Source organism: Streptomyces sp. NPDC002994 (assembly GCF_040611155.1).
Taxonomy (GTDB): Bacteria; Actinomycetota; Actinomycetes; order Streptomycetales; family Streptomycetaceae; genus Streptomyces.
This window is the reverse complement of record NZ_JBEXNQ010000001.1, coordinates 209702-227095: the sequence shown is the minus strand read 5'-3', so window position 1 is coordinate 227095 and position 17394 is coordinate 209702. Positions and strand designations below refer to the sequence as shown.

Genomic DNA, 17394 nt, shown 5'->3' with positions numbered 1-17394 from the left:
GAACGTACGTACCCGGATTGGGCGCTTCTGTGTCATCAGCCCATGCGTACGTGTGATGACCCGGTATTACGTTCACCGGATGCCGGGAACCCTTCACACCTATCGCAAGGTCATCGCCCTCACCGGGCCCGTGCTGCCCGTCGTGTCGTTCCTCGGCAGGCTGCCGACCGCGATGTGCCAGCTCGGCAGCCTGCTGCTGGTCGCCGAGACCAGCGGCAGCCTCGCCACGGCAGGACTCGTCGGCGGCGCCCTCGCGGCAGGACAGACGGCCGGCGGGCCGCTCCTCGGCCGGGTGGCGGACCGCCACGGACAGCGCACCGTCGTGCTGGTCGCCGCCCTCGTCAACGCGGTCGCCGTCGCGGCGCTCGTGTTCGCCGCCCTCGACCACGTCGGAACGCTCCCGCTCGCGCTCATCGGCGCGCTCGCGGGAGCGAGCGTTCCCCAGGTCGGTCCGATGGCGCGTACGAGATCGGTCGCGATCGCCCGCAGGAACGGCGCCGACGAACGGATCGTCGGAGCCGTCCTGTCGTTCGAGGGAACGCTCGACGAGGTCTCCTTCGTCCTCGGCCCCGCCCTCGTCGGCCTCGCGGCTGCCCTCGCGCACCCGGCGGCCGCCCTCCTCGCGGCAGCGGGTCTACTGGCCGTCTGCGGTACCTGGTTCGCACTGCATCCGACGGCGTCCCGCGTACGCCCCGCGTCCCGGCAGGCATCCTCCGTACGTACGAGCCTGCCCGGCGCCGTGTACGCCCTGCGCACCGCGATGGTCCTCCAGGGAGCCATGTTCGGCGCGTCCCAGGCGGGCATCACGGCGCTCACGGGACGGCTCGGACAGCCGGAGCAGGCCGGGCTCGTCTACGCGGCCATGGGCGTCATGAGCGCGGCCGCCGGGCTCGCCATGGCGGCGGTGCCCGCCAGGATCACCCTGACGGCCCGCTGGCGCGCCGCGACGGCGGCCCTGGTCGTGCTGTCCGTCCCGCTGCTGTTCGTAGGGTCCCTGTGGGCGCTGTACGCCGTCGTAGTGGTCCTCGGAGTCGCGTACGCCCCCCACCTGATCACCATCTTCGGCCTCACCGAACGGATCGTTCCCGAGAACAGACTGGCCGAGTCGATGGCCTTCCTGACAAGCGGCATCGTCGGCGGCCAGGCCCTGGCCCTCGCCCTCTCGGGCCGCCTGGCGGAGGGCAGCGGGGCGCCCGCGGCGTTCGCCGTCGCGGTAGGGGCGGCCACGCTCTGCACCGTACTGGCGTGGACCACCCGCCCCGCCCCCAAAGCGCCGGCCTCTAAGCCGGCCGCTGCAACACCACCAGGCTCCGTCCGATCAGCGTGACGAGCTCACCCGCGCCCACCTTCGGACCGCTCCCCGGCGGCACCCCTTCGGCCCGCGCCGTGTCGACCACGACCTGCCACTGCTTCCCGTGGTTGATCGGCACCGTGAAATCGAGGTCCTTCGCGCTCGCGTTGAACATCAGCAGGAAGGAGTCGTCCGAGATCCGCTCGCCGCGCGGCCCCGGCTCCGAAATCGCGTGACCGTTCAGGAAGACCGTCAGCGCCTTCGCGTGCGCCGCCTGCCAGTCCCGCTGGGCCATCTCCTTGCCGTCCGGGGTGAACCACGCGATGTCCGACAGGTCGTCGTGCGTGCCCTCCACCGGACGCCCGTGGAAGAAGCGCCTGCGCCGGAAGACCGGATGGTCCCGCCGCAGCCACACCATCGCGCGCGTGAAGGTATGGAGCGAGCCCTCCTCGTCGTCCTTGTCCGGCCAGTGGACCCAGGACAGCTCGTTGTCCTGGCAGTACGCGTTGTTGTTGCCGGCTTGCGTCCGCGCGAACTCGTCCCCGTGCGACAGCATCGGCACGCCCTGCGAGAGCATCAGCGTCGCGATGAAGTTGCGCATCTGGCGGGCGCGCAGCTCCAGGATCGCCGGATCGTCCGTATCGCCCTCCGCCCCGCAGTTCCAGGACCGGTTGTGGCTCTCGCCGTCCCGGTTGCCCTCACCGTTGGCCTCGTTGTGCTTGTCGTTGTACGAGACCAGGTCGGCCAGCGTGAAACCGTCGTGGCAGGTGGTGAAGTTGATGGACGCCAGCGGCCTGCGCCCGTCGTCCTGGTACAGGTCCGACGAGCCCGTGAGCCGCCCCGCGAACTCCGCGATCGTCCTCGGCTCGCCCCGCCACAGGTCCCGCACGGTGTCCCGGTACTTGCCGTTCCACTCGGTCCACAGCGGCGGGAAGTTTCCCACCTGATAGCCGCCCTCGCCCACGTCCCACGGCTCGGCGATCAGCTTCACCTGGCTGACCACCGGGTCCTGCTGGACGAGGTCGAAGAAGGACGACAGCCGGTCCACCTCGTGGAACTGCCTGGCCAGCGTCGCCGCCAGATCGAAGCGGAAGCCGTCGACGTGCATCTCCGTCACCCAGTACCGCAGCGAATCCATGATCAGCTGGAGTACGTGCGGCGAGCGCATGAGGAGGGAGTTACCGGTCCCCGTCGTATCCATGTAGTACCGGGGATCGTCGGCGAGACGGTAGTACGAGGCGTTGTCCAGGCCGCGGAAGGAGAGCGTGGGGCCCAGATGGTTGCCCTCCGCCGTGTGGTTGTAGACGACGTCGAGGATGACCTCGATGCCCGCCCGGTGCAGCGCCCGTACGGCGGTCTTGAACTCCAGGACCTGCTGGCCGCGGTCGCCCCACGACGCGTAAGCGTTGTGCGGGGCGAAGAAACCGATGGTGTTGTAACCCCAGTAGTTGCTCAGGTTCGAGTCGGCCAGCCGGTGATCGTTGACGAACTGGTGCACCGGCATCAATTCGAGCGCCGTCACGCCCAGTTCCGTCAGGTGCGAAATGATCGACGGATGCGCCAGCGCCGCGTACGTACCCCGGAGCTCGTCGGGCAGGTCCGGGTGCATCATCGTGAGGCCCTTCACATGGGCCTCGTAGAGGATCGTGCGGTGATAATCCGTGCGCGGCGGGCGGTCGTCACCCCAGTCGAAGTACGGATTGACCACCACCGACGCCATCATGTGCGGCGCCGAGTCCAGGTCGTTGCGTGAGTCCGGCTTCCCGAAGTGGTAGCCGTACACCGCCTCGCCCCAGTCGATCTTCCCGCTGATCGCCCGCGCGTACGGGTCGAGCAGCAGCTTGGCGGAGTTGCACCGCTTGCCCTGCGCGGGGGCGTACGGGCCGTGGACCCGGTAGCCGTAGCGCTGGCCCGGCATGATGCCGGGCAGAAAGGCATGGCGTACGAACGCGTCGGACTCGCGCAGTTCTACCGCCGTTTCCGAACCGTCGTCGTGCAACAGGCACAACTCGATCCGGTCGGCGGCCTCCGAATAGACAGCGAAATTGGTCCCGGCGCCGTCGTACGTGGCGCCGAGTGGGTAAGCCTCTCCCGGCCAGACCTGCATGCGATCGACTCTTCCACTTCTGATCCGGGTTCTGCGGGGCACTTCGCACAGATCTTCCCCGAAAGTGGGGCAACCTCCTAGGACTTCGCGCCGTCCTACCGGGTGACCACGCATACTCGGTATGCCAGTTGCTGTCGCGTGTGACGCGCGGGGCGACAGGGGGCTCCGGGACGAGTAGGGGGGCATTGTGAACAGCACAGTGCGCCGGCACCTGGGGAAGGTGCTGGCGGGGGCCGCGATAGCGGTGACCGGAACCGCGGTGATGATCGGGGTGACCCTGCCGGATCCGGCGGGAGCCGACGACACGCGGGTCGGCCGGTCGGGGGACGCGGCCGTCGCCGGGTCCGCCCAGGGTGAGCAGAGCGCACAGGGGGACCGGGACAGTGGGAGCACGGCGGCGGGGCAGGCGCCCGGGCCCGGGGTGGTCGAGGGCGCCCCGGCCGTGGACGAGCAGGGCATCGGCAGGGACCCCCTGACGGACGCCGAGCTGGAGCGGGTGGAGAAGCTCGCGCTGACGCCCTCGCAGTTCGCCGGCGGCAGGGACGTCGAGGGGGACCGGGGTCCGCAGCACCTCGGCACGAACCTGAGCGAGATGGAGCCGTCCGAGGTCGACGACGCCGCGCCGCCGCGCCGCGCGGAGGTCTCGTACTACGACTACAAGAGCGACGAACTGGTGACGAAGACCGTCAACCTCGCCACCGGCAAGGTCGAGCGGTCCGGTGCGGTCAAGGGCGTACAGCCGTCGCCCACCCGTCAGGAGAGCCGTGAGGCCGCGGAGCTGATCCTGGCGAGCCCGCGCGGTAAGGGCCTGAAGAAGGACTACCAGGACGCCATGGGCAAGCCGCTCACCTCGGTGGACCAGCTGTGGGTGAGTGGCGGGATCTACCGGGCGGACCGCGAGGAGACAGTGCCGCCGGCGCTCGCGAAGTGCGGGGTGCACCGGTGCGTCCGCGTCACGTCCAAGGTCAAGAACGGACCGTGGATCGACACCCGCGATCTCGTCGTCGACCTGAGCGCGAGGACCGTCGGCCGCATCGGCTGACCACCCTCCCGGCCCTCTCGACGCCCGTCTCATCCTCTTCAGTCCCTTCCGGCACTTCCGTACGAGGGAGTTCATCCTCATGCACCTCAACAGAGCTTCTGGTGCCCGCAAGCGGGCCGCGGCAACCCTCGCGGTCGCCGCCCTGATGGGCAGCCTCGCCGCGGCGGGCGGTTCCGCGGCCACCGCGGCACCCAAGGCGGCACCCAACGCCGCACCCGCGGCACCCGCACCGCCCCCGGCCGACTGCAGCGCGGCGTACCGCATCGAGCAGAAGCTCGACGGCGGCACCACCTGGCGCATGTGCTGGAATTACAACAAGTACGCCGGCCTCGTCCTGGAAAAGGTGTCGTACCAGCCCAAGGGCGAACCCAAACCGATCCGCGTCCTGACGAGCGGCAAGCTCGGACAGGTGCACGTGCCGTACGACAACGGTGGGGCGGAGTTCGACGACCTCACCGACTACGACTTCGGCCTGGGGCTCCAGGACCTGAAGCCGACCGAGTGCCCCGGCGGCACCATCAAGACCGTCCGGGTCCCCGAGACCGGCAACGTCAAGGGCCTGTGCGCGACCACGCGTGCGCGCGGACACGCGTACCGCCTCGCCAACGACGAAGGCACCAAGGTCTGGCAGGCCCAGGGCAAGGACCTGCTCGTCTACACCGTCAACAAGGTGTCCTGGTACGAGTACATCACCGAGTGGCGCTTCTCGTCCGACGGCACCATATCCGCCAACGTCGGCGCCACGGGCAGCCTCTCGCCGGAGGACTACGACGCCACCGACGGCAGGGGCTGGCCGATCGGCAAGGGTGCGCGCGACTACGCCACCAGCCACAGCCACAATGTCTTCTGGCGGCTGAACTTCGGTCTCGACGGCAGCTCGAAGAACCGGATCGAGCAGTACGACTCGAAGGTCACCCCTCCGGCGGGCAACGGCAAGCCCACCACCAAGACCACCCGTACCCCCATAGCCAAGGAGCTCGCGGGCGACGCCAAGAACATGCGGTGGTGGCGGGTCGTCAGCGCGACCGGCAAGAACAAGGACGGGCACGCGCGCTCGTACGAGATCGTGCCCGGCGCCACCAACAAGCACCCGGGACGCAGCTTCACCCAGCACGACGTGTACTTCACGAATTACCGCAAGTGTGAACAGTTCGCGAGCAACAACATCAGCAGCTGCGGCAGTGCGAACGCGCCCAGGAGCGTCGACAAGTGGGTGAACGGCGAGGACCTCAAGAACCCGGTCACCTGGGTCAACATCGGGTTCCACCACATAGCCCGCGACGAGGACCAGCAGCCCATGCCGGTCCACTGGCAGGGTTTCCAGCTCGCGCCCAGGGACGTAACCGCTATGAATCCGCTCACTCCGGCTGATCTCGCAGGACAGAACGGGCATTACTGATAGGGGAGTTGGGAAAGGAGCCTGCTGATCCGGCTGCACCGCCTCCCGCTCCCGGAGTACCCTTCCTTGATCGTTGAAGACGGGGCTTCCAGGAGCTGAAGGCGGTGCGTGGGTGAGCTCGGGAGGGCTGGAACTGCCCCCCGGTGACGCAGGTCACGAGGGGGGTTCCGCAGGCGTCCCGCCCGGAGCGGTCTCGCTTGCGCGGCCGATGGAGATCGGAGCGGAGCTGGACTGGGGCGCGGACGCCTGGAGCGAGGTGCGTACGCGCGCTCAGCGGGCCGGGCGCGCCTACATCTGGCTGAACCTCGTGGAGCAGCGGCTGCGCGCCGTCGTCGCCGGGGTGCTCCGGCCCATTTACGAGCCGGTGCACGGCGAGGACGACTGGGTGGTCGCGGCCGCCGGGCCCGCCGGCCAGGAGTGGGTGCAGCGCGCCGTCGCGGTACGGGAGGTGTCCCGCCGGAAGGGCTACCTGCTCGACCCTGCCGACGACAACGTCATCAGCTTCCTCACGCTGCCTCAGCTGCGCGAGCTCATGGTGCAGCACTGGCCGTGCTTCGAGCCGTACTTCGACGACCGGCGCGACGTCGAGCTGGCCCTGGACGAGCTGGAGGTCACCCGTAACGTCGTCTCACGCAACCGGGCGCTGTCCGAGGCGGTCCTGGCCCAGGCCGAACGGGCGTCCGCGCGGCTGCTCGAAATCCTGGGCAGCGGGACCGGCGTGTCGTCGTCCGACCGGCTCAAGGTGGACGCGGTCGAGGATCTGGTGGGGGACCGGTACGCCGATGTGGTCAGCGTCCACCCGGACCGGGTGCGACTCCAGCGCCAGCTGCCCGCCGAGGACCTCTTCGGCGGCGCGCGGCGGCTCGACGCGATCGGCATAGGCCTGAACCTCCTCGTCCAGAACTTCTCCGGCCGGCGGCTGGTGCGGCTGGCCGAGTCCGGCTGCCGGATACGCCTGCTCTTCCTGAACCCGGCGAGCAGTGCGGTCAAACGGCGCGAGCGCGAACTCGGGCTGAAGAAGGGTGAATTGAGCCGCTCGGTGGAGATGAACATCCTCCACATGCGGCGGGTGCGTTCCAAACTCCGTGACCCGGGGGCGTTCCAGATCCAGGTCTTCGACGAGACGCCGCGCTTCACGGCGTACCTCGTGGACGGGGACGGCTCGGACGGGCTCGCCGTCGTCCAGACGTATCTGCGCAAGGCGCGCGGCATGGAGGCGCCGGTGCTGGTGCTGCGGGGCGGCAGGCGCGGCGTGGTCCGGCACGGACAAGGCGGGCAGGATGGCGAACACGGCCTTTTTGATACGTATCGGGAGGAATTCGAAGCCGTGTGGGCGGACTCCCGACCGGTCTCCTGAACGTCCCTGACCCGGCGTTGTCAGTGGTGCGTGCGAGGGTGGTTTTCCACCGGGGAGCTTCCGGGGGAGCATCATGAAGGAGGTCCCAGGATGGGATGGCACGGGGAACCGCTGGTCGGATTCGACCTGGAGACGACCGGCACGGAGCCGCTGGAGTCCCGGATCGTCACGGCGTCGATCGTCGGCGTGAAGGACGGCACAGTGGTCCGCCAGCGTGACTGGCTGGCCGACCCGGGCATCCGCATTCCGGCGCAGGCGTCGGCGATTCACGGCATCAGCAGCGAGCGGGCCGGTGCGGAGGGCAGGCCCGCCCGCGAGGTCGTCGAAGAGATCGCTCAGACGCTCACCGGCTACTGGGAGCAGGGGGTGCCCGTCGTCGCGTACAACGCGGCCTTCGACCTGACCCTGCTCGCGGCCGAGTTGAGCAGGCACGGGCTGCCGTCGCTGAGTGAGCGGCGCGACGGCGCGGGCATCGGCCCGGTCATCGATCCGTACACGATCGACCGCGCCGTCGACCGCTACCGCAGGGGCAAGCGGACGCTGGAAGCGGTCTGCGTCGAGTACGGCGTGGTCCTGGACGGCGCCCACGAAGCATCGGCCGACGCCCTCGCCGCGGTCAGGGTCGCCCGTGCGATAGCCGAACGCCATCCGTCGATCGCCGCGCTGGCCCCTGCCGACCTGCACGACAAGCAGATCCAGTGGTACGCCGACTGGGCCGCCAACTTCCAGGAATTCCTCCGCAAAAAGGGCACCCCGGACGCGGTCATCGATCCGCGCTGGCCGCTGCGCGAGCTGACCCCGGTAGCGCTCTGAGGCCCTGCGGCCGCCCGATCGCGGCTCCTCGTACCGCGGCTCCTCAGAACGGGTACCAGCGGACCTCCGGGTCGCCGTCGCGCAGGGACGCCACCCGTCGGCGGAACTCGGCCGCAGCCGCCGGGTTGGACGGGGCGTGCTGCGCCACCCAGGCGCAGCTGGCCGTCTCCCGGGCGCCGCGCAGCACCGCGCAGCCGGACCATTCGCGTACGTCCCAGCCGTACGCCGAGGTGAACGCGTCGTACGCCTCGGCGTCCAGACCGTAGCGGTCGCGCGAGAGGGCCATGACCACCAGGTCGTGCTCGCGGAAATCGGCGGCGAAGGTCTCCAGGTCGACCAGGACCGGGCCTTCGGGGCCGACGTGGACGTTGCGGGGCAGCGCGTCGCCGTGGATCGGCCCCTGCGGCAGGCGCGGGGTGAGCGCGGCCGCCGCAGCGGCGAAGCCGTCGCGCCGCTCACGCAGATACGCCGCGTCGGCCGGGTCGATCGCGTCGCCCGCGAGCCGCAGCCACCGTTCCACCCCGCCGAGCAGTTCACGCCGGGGGAGGGGGAACGAGGGGGCGGGCAGGGCGTGAACGAGGCGCAGCAGCTCCGCCAGGTCCTGGGCGCCCGCGGGGCGTACGGACTCGGGCAGCCGGTGCCACACGGTCACCGGGTGGCCGTCCACCACGCGGGGCTTCGGCTCGGCGGCCCGTACAGCGGGGACGCCCGAAGAGGCGAGCCAGGTCGCGACGGCCAGTTCGCGCTGGGCCCGCGCCACCAGCTCCGGGTCGCGGCGGCCGACCTTGACCACGAGGTCGCCGGCCCCGAACACCGCGTTCTCGCCCAGCGCCAGGAGCATCGCGTCGGAGGGGGAGGCGGGGAGTCCGGCGGTGGCCAGAACCCCGCGTGCTCGTGTCTCGTCCATGAGCACAGATTCTCGCATTCCCGCAGGTGGGGTTGACGAACCGACGACCCGTCAGCACGATGACGGGGGCTTCCGAGTCGCCCGAAGGAGTGGAATCTGTGACATTAGAGACCGCAAAGGCGCGGTCAGGCAGAAGTTCCGGCAGAAGTTCCGGCAGAAGTCCCCGCAGTGGTGCGGACCACGGCGCCTGGTTCTTGGTGCTGCCCGCGCTGATCCCGATCCTGATCCTCAGCGTGGGCCCGCTGCTCTACGGCATAGCCCTCGCCTTCACCGACTCCCAGTCGGGCCGCACCACACCCACCCAGTGGATCGGGCTGCTGAACTTCCAGGACCTGCTGCACGACACGCTGTTCTGGGACTCGTTCCGCATCGGCCTGCTGTGGGCGGTGGGGGTGACCGTGCCGCAGTTCCTGCTGGCGCTCGGGCTCGCCCTCCTGCTCAACCAGAACCTCCGCTTCCGCTGGCTGGCCAGGGCGCTCGCGATCATCCCCTGGGCCATGCCCGAAGTCGTCGTAGGCATCATGTGGCGCCTCGTCTACAACCCCGACGCCGGGATTCTGAACGAGACCATCCGCGACCTGGGCCTGGGCGACGGAGGCGACTGGCTGACCGGCCTCGCCACCGCCCTGCCCGCCGTCATCCTCGTCGGCATCTGGGCGGGCATGCCCCAGACCACGGTCGCCCTGCTCGCCGGGCTCCAGAACACCCCGCACGAGCTGCACGAGGCGGCCGCCCTCGACGGCGCCGGCGCTTGGCGCCGCTTCCGTACCGTCACCTGGCCCGCCATCAAGCCGGTCGCCCTCGCCATCACGGCGCTCAATTTTATCTGGAACTTCAATTCCTTCGCCCTGGTCTACGTCCTGACCAACGGCGGCCCCGGCGGCCGCACCCGCCTGCCCATGCTCTTCGCGTACGAACAGGCCTTCCGCTACGGCCAGTTCGGTTACGCCGCCGCCATGGGCTGCGTCATGGTCGCCGTGATCTCGGTGATGCTCGCCTTCTACCTCGTGGGCCGCCTGAAGGGAGGCGACGACCAGTGACCTCCCGCACCAGCAGGTCCGCGCGCACCGGCCAGTACCTCGCGCTCCTCTGCTACCTCGTCTTTCTCGCCTTCCCCTTCCTCTGGCTGATCTCGACGGCCTTCAAGCCGCCGCGCGAGCTCGGCTCCCTGCACCCCACCTGGATCCCGGACAACCCGACCCTCGACAACTTCCGCCAGGCCTTCGACGAACAGCCCCTGCTGGAAGCCGCGCTCAACAGCCTCACGGCCGCGCTCTCGGCAGCCCTGATCGCGGTCGTCATCGCGACCCCGATGGCCTACGTCATGGCCCGCCACCGCAACAAACTCTCCGCCGCCACCGGATGGGTCGTGGTCAGCCAGGCGTTCCCGTTCGTCCTGGTGATCATCCCGCTCTTCCTGATCCTGAAGAACCTCCACCTGATCAACTCCCTGGTGGGCCTGATCATGGTGTACGTCGTGTGGTCCCTGCCCTTCGCGCTCTGGATGCTGGTCGGTTACGTCAGGGCCGTACCGCGCGAGCTGGAAGAGGCCGCCGCGGTCGACGGCGCGAGCAGGCTCCGTACGCTCGTCTCGGTCACCGCCCCGCTCCTGGCCCCCGGCATCGTCGCCACCGCGCTGTTCGCGTTCATCACCGCATGGAACGAGTTCTTCTTCGCGCTCGTCCTCCTCAAGACCCCTTCGATGCAGACGTTGCCGGTCGTGCTCACCCACTTCCTCGGCGCGGAGGGCGTGGCCGACCTCGGCCCGCTCGCCGCCGCCGCGTTCCTCGCCACCCTCCCCTCTCTCGTCGTCTTCGCCCTCATCCAGCGGCGGATCACGGGCGGCATGATGGCCGGGGCGGTGAAGGCGTGATGCGACGTATCACCCAGCTCGCGGTCGCGGCCACCGCGCTCGCGTCGCTGCTCCTCACCGGCTGCTCGGACGACGGCGGCGACCGGGACGCGGATGGGAAGGTGACACTCCGCTTCCAGTCCCTCGCCTGGCAGAAGGAGTCCGTCGACGCCAACAAGGAACTCGTCGACGAGTGGAACGCCGCACACCCCGACGTACGCGTCGAATACGTCCAGGGCAGCTGGGACAGCGTCCACGACCAGCTGCTGACCTCCTTCGAGGGCGGCGAGGCGCCCGACATCATCCACGACGCCTCCGACGACCTGGCCGACTTCGCGTACGGCGGCTACCTCACCGACCTGCGCGACCTGCTGCCCGCCCGGCTCAGGAGCGACATCCCGCAGCGCAGCTGGGACACGACGACGTTCGGCGAAGGGGTGTACGGCGTGCCGTTCCTCCAGGAGCCGAGGGTCCTGATCGCCAACGCGAAGATTCTCAAGGAGTCGGGCGTACGCATCCCGACTTCCGAAAAGCCGTGGAGCTGGCCGGAGTTCCGCCGGATCACCAAGAAACTGAGCGAGGGCAGCGGCGACGGAAGGAAGTTCGGCGTCGCCTGGCCCCTCAAGGACCCCGTCTCCGCCACCCTCAACCTCGGGGTCTCGGCGGGCGGTCAGCTCTTCCACCGCGACGCCGACGGCAAGGCCGAAGTGCGCTTCACCGAGGGCGACGCCGTGGTCCCCGGCACCGTCCACGACCAGGTCAACACCGACAAGAGCGCGTCGGCGGCCACCCTCGGCATGGGAGGCTCGGACACCCTGCCCGGCTTCTTCGGCGGCAAGTACGCCATGGTGCCGCTCGGCTTCTCCTACCGGCAGCAGATCGCCCAGCAGGCACCCGAGGGCTTCGAGTGGAAGGTGCTGCCCGCCCCGGCCGGCGCCGAGGGCCCCGCGCAGGGAGTGAGCCCCCAGACGCTTTCGATCGCCGAGGACAGCCCGTACAAGAAGGAGGCGATGGAGTTCATCGATTTCTTTCTTCAGCCCGCCAACATGGCGCGCCTCGCCAAGGGCGACTGGATGCTCCCGACCGGCACCGGGGCCCTGAAGGACCCGGCCTTGCGCGCAGAGAAGGACGGCTGGGCGACAGGCGCCGCACTCGCCCAGCACCTGGTGTCGGCCCCTGCTCAGTCCGTGCGCGGCTATCCCGAGTGGAAGGACAAGGTGGCGACCCCCGCCTACCAGGAGTACTACAGCGGCGCCATCGACGCCGACGAGCTGGAGAAACGCCTGGTCGAGGACGGAAACCTGGTGCTGGCCCGCTACCAGCGCTGAGCCGTCCGCCGAGTGAGGGGGGTGGCCGAAGCCGGGGTGCGCCAGTAAATCGCATTGCACGAGACGTCTCGTCTCGCTTAGGGTCGCGGCATGACTTCACGCCAGCGTGCCCACATCGCCATGTTCTCCATCGCCGCCCCCGGGCACGTGAACCCGAGCATCGAAGTGATCCGGGAGCTCGTCGCCCGGGGACACCGCGTCTCGTACGCGATCCCCGCCTCCTTCGCCGGCAAGGTCGCCGTCACCGGCGCCGACCCGGTCGTCTACACCTCGACGCTTCCCACCGAGGACAATCCGGAGGACTGGGGCACGGAGCTGATCGACAACATCGAGCCATTCCTCAACGACGCCATCCAGGTCCTGCCGCAGCTCGTCGAGGCGTTCGAGGGCGACGAACCGGACCTCGTCATCCACGACATCACCGCCTACCCGGCGCCCGTCCTCGCCCACCGCTGGGGCGTGCCCGCCGTCTCGCTCTCCCCGAACCTCGTCGCCTGGGAGGGGTACGAGGAGGAGGTCGCCGGGCCGATGTTCGCCGAGCTCAAGCAGTCCGAGCGCGGCCGGGCGTACTTCGCGCGCTTCCGCGCCTGGCTCGACGAGAACGGGATGCCCGACCTCGACCCCGACCGCTTCGCGGGCCGCCCGCGCCGCAGCATCGTCCTGATCCCCAAGGTGCTCCAGCCGAACGCCGACCGCGTGGACCGGTCCGTCTATTCCTTCGTCGGCGCCTGCCAGGGCGACCGCGAGGACCAGGGCGGCTGGCAGCGCCCGGCCGGCGCGCACAAGGTGCTGCTGGTGTCGCTGGGTTCGGCGTTCACCAAGCTGCCGGCCTTTTACCGGGAGTGCGTCAAGGCCTTCGGTGACCTGCCCGGCTGGCATGTCGTGCTCCAGATCGGCAAGTTCGTGGACCAGTCGGAGCTCGGCGAGGTGCCTGCCAACATCGAGGTGCGCGACTGGGTGCCGCAACTGGCCGTCCTCAAGCAGGCCGACGCCTTCATCACGCACGCGGGCGCCGGCGGCAGCCAGGAGGGCCTCGCCACCGGCACGCCGATGGTCGCCGTCCCGCAGGCCGTCGACCAGTTCGGCAACGCCGACATGCTGGTCTCGCTCGGCGTCGCCCGCAGGATCGACACCGAGGCCGCCACCGCCGACGCGCTGCGCGCCGCCGTCCTCGGCCTCGTCGAGGATCCCGAGGTGGCCCGCAGGGCCGGGGACATCCGCCGCGCCATGGCGTCCGAGGGCGGCACCGCGCGAGCGGCCGACCTCATCGAGGCCGAACTGCCCGCCCGTTGACCGGGACACCGTCTTCTTGATCTGGCTCCGGCCGCGAGTACGCCGACCGACTTGGTGCGCTCTGACCCAATTTCTTATTACGAACCCTTGTTGAGTAAGTAACAGGCGTATGAAGGTCTTGATCTGAGCGCGTCAATCGGTCAGGGTTTCGAGGCAGCCCCGGAGAATTTCCGGTCCGGAGGCAAATCCCCCCACATTTTGACGAGGAGACCCCTCTTCATGGCAATTCATAAGCGTTCCAGCCGCCTGAAGCTCACCGCGGCGATAACCGCCGTAGCAGCCGCGGCCGGCGTGACCGTACTCAATTCCTCCTTCGCGGGAGCCGCTCCCGTCGCCGAGGGGCACGTGTACGGGGCCGACGCCAAGGGCGCCGTCGCCGGCAGCTACATCGTGATGCTGGACGAGAAGGCCGACAAGCAGGACCTGGCCACGGAGTACGGCGGCAAGCTGCAGCGCAACTACAGCTCCGCCATCAACGGCTTCTCCGCCAGCGGACTGACCGAGACCGAGGCCAAGCGCCTCGCCGCCGACCCGTCCGTCGCCAAGGTCGTCCAGAACAAGAAGTTCTCGATCAACGCCACGCAGGACAAGCCGCCGTCCTGGGGCATCGACCGCGTCGACCAGGCCGACACCGCCGGCGACAGCAAGTACACCTACCCGGACAGCGCGGGCGAGGGCGTCACGGCGTACGTCATCGACACCGGGGTCCGCATCTCGCACAAGGACTTCGAGGGCCGCGCCGCCCACGGCTTCGACGCCGTCGACAACGACGACTCCGCCGACGACGGCAACGGCCACGGCACGCACGTCGCCGGAACCATCGCGGGCGCCGCGCACGGTGTCGCCAAGAAGGCGAAGATCGTCGCGGTCCGCGTCCTCGACGACAACGGCTCCGGCACCACCGAGGGCGTCGTCGCCGGCATCGACTGGGTCACCAAGAACCACCAGGGCCCCTCCGTCGCCAACATGAGCCTCGGCGGCGGCGCCGACGAGGCGCTCGACGAGGCCGTACGCAAGTCCATCGCCTCCGGCGTCACCTACGGTGTCGCGGCGGGCAACGAGTCCGCCGACGCCGGCCAGGGCTCCCCGGCCCGGGTGAAGGAGGCCATCACCGTCGCCTCCAGCACCAAGGACGACGCGCAGTCCGACTTCTCCAACTTCGGCGCGGTCGTGGACATCTACGCGCCGGGCTCCGACATCACCTCCTCCTGGAACGACAGCGACAACGGCACCAAGACCATCTCCGGTACGTCGATGGCGGCCCCGCACGTCGTGGGCGCCGCCGCGGTCTACCTCGCGGGCCACAAGGACGCCACCCCGGAAGCCGTCGCGACGGCGCTGACCGGCGGGGCCACCCCCGACAAGATCAGCAACCCGAGTCAGGGCACCCCGAACAAGCTGCTGAAGGTTGTCGAGTAGGAACTCGCGCCCAGCACTGAACGGGCGGTCGCCGTGCCCTCCCCCACGGGGTGCGGCGGCCGCCTATCGTTTGGCGCATGACCACGACGTACGCCGCCCTGCTGCGCGGAATCAATGTGAGCGGGCACAAGAAGGTGCCCATGGCGGAGCTCCGGGCGCTGCTGACCGAACTGGGCCACCGGGATGTCCGTACGTACCTCCAGAGCGGCAACGCCGTCTTCACCACCGACGTGGACGCATCGGCCGCAGCCGAGGACGCACTCGCCGCGGCCCTGGAGCAGGCCATCGAGACCCACTTCGGGTTCACCGTCGACTGCCTGGTCCGCAGCGGCGCCTATCTGAAGGCCGTCGCCGACGCCTGCCCCTTCCCGGCCGCCGAGCTGGAGGCCAAGCAGCTGCACGTCACCTACCTCTCGCGGCCCGTCGCCCCCGACCGGTTCGCGTCCATCGACCCGGCGGCGTACCTGCCCGAGGAATTCCGCCTCGGTGACCGCGCCCTCTACCTCCGCACACCGGACGGCCTCGGCCGCTCCAAGCTCGCCGAGGTACTCGCGCGACCGGCCCTCCTCAAGGGGGTCGCCGGGACCACCCGCAACTGGAACACGGTCACCAAACTCGTGGAGATGACCCGTGACTGACGACGCCGTCGAAGCCGCCATCGAGAACGAACTGCGCCTGCTCGACCCGGCCGTCCGCAACAGTCCCGGACTCCTCGCCGAGCTCCTCCATCCCGAGTTCCGCGAATTCGGCGCGTCGGGCCGCCGCTGGGACCGCGATTCGGTCATCGCGGCCCTCACCGACGAGTCCGCCCCGAAGGCCCGCCCGATCACCACCACGCGGATGACGGGCGTACGACTCGCGCCGGACCTGGTCCAGCTGACCTTCGACACGGAGAGCAAGGGCCGCCGCGCCCACCGCAGTTCGCTGTGGCGCCTGACGGACCGGGGCTGGCTGCTCTACTTCCACCAGGGCACGCCGTACGAAGAGGAAGAAGAGGGCGCCGACCCCGGCCCCGGCGTCACGCCGCAGGCGCCATGACCCGCTCCGCCCGTGCGGTCCACCGGCCTTCCGTACGGGCGATCCGCACCGGGTGGTCGAAACACTCGCTGACCCGGTCCGTCGTCAGTACCTCGTCCGCCCGTCCCGACCCGAGACACCGGCCGCCGCGCAACAGCATCGCGTGCGTCGTAGTCGCGGGGAGCTCCTCCAGGTGGTGCGTGACGAGGATCGTCGCTAGCTCGGGATGCTCGCGGCGCAGCGCGTCCAGGCTACTGAGCAGCTGCTCGCGGGCGTCGCCCTTGCCGCCCATCCCGAGCATCCCCAGCAGCCGGTCGGCCCGATTCAGGTCCTCGGCGTCCGTCGCCCGACGCGGCACCGGCTCGACGGAGTTGGTGAGCCCCGTCAGTACGACGTCCCGCACCCGCAGCGGCGAGCGCAGCGGATGGCGCGGATTGACATGACCGAGGTACGTCCGCAACTCCCGCAGGTCAACCCGCCCCAGCTCCCGCCCCAGCACCTCGACCGTGCCGCGCGTCGGATGCGAGACGGCACCGAGCAGACCCAGCAGGGTGCTCTTGCCCGCGCCGTTCGCGCCGAGCAGCGCCCAGTGTTCACCGCTGCGTACGGTCAGCGAGACGGAGTCCAGCAGCAGATTTCCGTCCCGGACGACATCGACCCGGTCCGCCTCGATCACGACCGTGCTCACAGCTCCGCCATCTCCTCCGCGCTCAGCCGCAGCTCCGCCGAGTCCAGGTTCTCCTCCAGGTGTACGAGCGACCCCGTGCCCGGCGTCGGGCACAGCACCGGCGAGCGGTGCAGCAGCCAGGCCAGCGCGAGCTGCCCACGACCCCTCAACTCCCCGTTGCCCAGCGGGAACCAGGGCAAGAACGCGATGCCGCGCGCTTCGCACAACTCCAGAACGTCCTCGGAAGACCGGTCCACCAGGTTGAAGCGGTTCTGTACGGACGCGATCTCCGTCATCGCCAGCGCCTCCTCCAACTGCCCGGCGCTGACGGAGTCCAGGCCGATGTGCCGGATCTTGCCCGCCGCGCGCAACTCGTCGAGCGCGCCGAGCTGTTCGGCCATCGGTACGTCCGGATCGAGCCGGTGCAGCTGATACAGGTCGATGGTCTCGACCCGCAGCCGCCGCAGGCTCGCGTCGCACATGGCCCGCAGGTCCTCGGGCCGCCCCGCGATGTGCCAGGCGTCGGCGCTCGTACGGACCACCCCGCCCTTCGTCGCGACGACGAGCCCGTCGGGGTAGGGGTGAAGCGCGTCGGCGACGAGCTCTTCCGCCAGCCCCGGGCCGTAGTTGTCGGCCGTGTCGATAAGCGTGACACCGCGCTCGACCGCACGCCGCAGCACCGCGACCGCGTCCGCACGCTCGCCGCGCGGGCCCCAGTAACCGGGCCCGGTCAGCTGGGCCGTACCGAAGCCGAGGCGGCGTACGGGAAGGTCCCCACCGATCGTGAAAGTGTCCGAGATCATGTACGCACGCTACTCCGTGCACCCTGCACACAAAGTGCGGGGTGCGGGAGGCTCGCACGCACGCCCAGGACACGCCCGGAGGGCGTTCGGGGGCTGGGG

Annotated in this window: 16 protein-coding genes; 12 read left to right on the top strand and 4 right to left on the bottom strand. The window is 69.8% G+C overall.

Translation table 11 applies throughout. The features are described 5' to 3' along the window. Positions 1–79 precede the first annotated feature (79 nt). Positions 80–1327 carry an MFS transporter gene (locus ABZX79_RS01025; RefSeq protein WP_355249715.1) on the top strand — a complete coding sequence of 416 codons (1248 nt, stop codon included), beginning with the start codon at positions 80–82 and terminating at the stop codon, positions 1325–1327. Here the strand turns inward: ABZX79_RS01025 and glgX are convergent. Then, positions 1281–3398, bottom strand: coding sequence for a glycogen debranching protein GlgX (glgX, locus tag ABZX79_RS01020; RefSeq protein ID WP_355249714.1), 2118 nt, complete (start codon positions 3396–3398; stop codon positions 1281–1283). The two genes, ABZX79_RS01025 and glgX, sit on opposite strands and share 47 nt — an antisense overlap. 187 nt (positions 3399–3585) lie before the next feature. Between glgX and ABZX79_RS01015 the strand changes: the two genes are divergently transcribed. The 4 genes from ABZX79_RS01015 to ABZX79_RS01000 all read left to right on the top strand — a co-directional run bounded on the left by ABZX79_RS01015 (position 3586) and on the right by ABZX79_RS01000 (position 8009). Then, entirely contained in the window at positions 3586–4440 is an 855-nt protein-coding gene (locus ABZX79_RS01015; RefSeq protein ID WP_355249713.1) for a Tat pathway signal sequence domain protein, read from the top strand. Between the two features lie 79 nt (positions 4441–4519). Then, positions 4520–5839, top strand: a complete 1320-nt coding sequence (locus tag ABZX79_RS01010; protein WP_355249712.1) for a copper amine oxidase — start codon at positions 4520–4522, stop codon at positions 5837–5839. Between the two features lie 112 nt (positions 5840–5951). Further along, the gene (locus ABZX79_RS01005; protein WP_355249711.1) at positions 5952–7196 is read left to right on the top strand and encodes an SAV2148 family HEPN domain-containing protein; all 1245 of its coding nucleotides are present in this window, start codon (positions 5952–5954) and stop codon (positions 7194–7196) included. Between the two features lie 90 nt (positions 7197–7286). Beyond that, positions 7287–8009, top strand: a complete 723-nt coding sequence (locus ABZX79_RS01000) for a 3'-5' exonuclease (protein WP_355249710.1) — start codon at positions 7287–7289, stop codon at positions 8007–8009. 43 nt (positions 8010–8052) lie between these two features. On the opposite strand, the gene ABZX79_RS00995 is transcribed toward ABZX79_RS01000, so the two are convergent. Beyond that, positions 8053–8916, bottom strand: coding sequence for an aminoglycoside phosphotransferase family protein (locus ABZX79_RS00995; RefSeq protein ID WP_355249709.1), 864 nt, complete (start codon positions 8914–8916; stop codon positions 8053–8055). A gap of 98 nt (positions 8917–9014) precedes the next feature. Here ABZX79_RS00995 and ABZX79_RS00990 point away from each other — a divergent pair, with 98 nt between their 5' ends. The 7 genes from ABZX79_RS00990 (at position 9015) to ABZX79_RS00960 (ending at position 15846) form a co-directional block, all read left to right on the top strand. Continuing rightward, positions 9015–9956, top strand: coding sequence for a sugar ABC transporter permease (locus ABZX79_RS00990; RefSeq protein WP_355249708.1), 942 nt, complete (start codon positions 9015–9017; stop codon positions 9954–9956). Next, positions 9953–10789, top strand: a complete 837-nt coding sequence (locus ABZX79_RS00985) for a carbohydrate ABC transporter permease (RefSeq protein WP_355249707.1) — start codon at positions 9953–9955, stop codon at positions 10787–10789. Before ABZX79_RS00990 ends, ABZX79_RS00985 begins: the two co-directional genes overlap by 4 nt. Beyond that, complete coding sequence (locus ABZX79_RS00980; RefSeq protein ID WP_355249706.1) at positions 10789–12096, top strand: extracellular solute-binding protein; 1308 nt, start codon at positions 10789–10791, stop codon at positions 12094–12096. Before ABZX79_RS00985 ends, ABZX79_RS00980 begins: the two co-directional genes overlap by 1 nt. Before the next feature lie 90 nt (positions 12097–12186). After that, entirely contained in the window at positions 12187–13389 is a 1203-nt protein-coding gene (mgt, locus tag ABZX79_RS00975; protein WP_355249705.1) for a macrolide-inactivating glycosyltransferase, read from the top strand. Positions 13390–13608: 219 nt separating this feature from the next. Beyond that, complete coding sequence (locus ABZX79_RS00970) at positions 13609–14808, top strand: S8 family peptidase (protein ID WP_355249704.1); 1200 nt, start codon at positions 13609–13611, stop codon at positions 14806–14808. 77 nt (positions 14809–14885) lie between these two features. Beyond that, positions 14886–15446: a DUF1697 domain-containing protein gene (locus ABZX79_RS00965; protein ID WP_355249703.1), complete on the top strand. Its 561-nt coding sequence runs from the start codon at positions 14886–14888 to the stop codon at positions 15444–15446. Continuing rightward, positions 15439–15846 (top strand): nuclear transport factor 2 family protein, encoded by a 408-nt coding sequence (locus tag ABZX79_RS00960; RefSeq protein ID WP_355249702.1) that lies wholly within the window; start codon positions 15439–15441, stop codon positions 15844–15846. The genes ABZX79_RS00965 and ABZX79_RS00960 overlap by 8 nt, the downstream gene beginning before the upstream one ends. Here ABZX79_RS00960 and ABZX79_RS00955 read toward each other — a convergent pair. Together ABZX79_RS00955 and ABZX79_RS00950 are read right to left on the bottom strand one after the other, a co-directional pair. Next, on the bottom strand, positions 15827–16513 hold the full coding sequence (locus ABZX79_RS00955; protein WP_355249701.1) for an ATP-binding cassette domain-containing protein: 687 nt from the start codon (positions 16511–16513) through the stop codon (positions 15827–15829). The two genes, ABZX79_RS00960 and ABZX79_RS00955, sit on opposite strands and share 20 nt — an antisense overlap. Then, on the bottom strand, positions 16510–17295 hold the full coding sequence (locus tag ABZX79_RS00950; protein ID WP_355249700.1) for an aldo/keto reductase: 786 nt from the start codon (positions 17293–17295) through the stop codon (positions 16510–16512). The genes ABZX79_RS00955 and ABZX79_RS00950 overlap by 4 nt, the downstream gene beginning before the upstream one ends. Between the last annotated feature and the right edge of the window lie 99 nt (positions 17296–17394).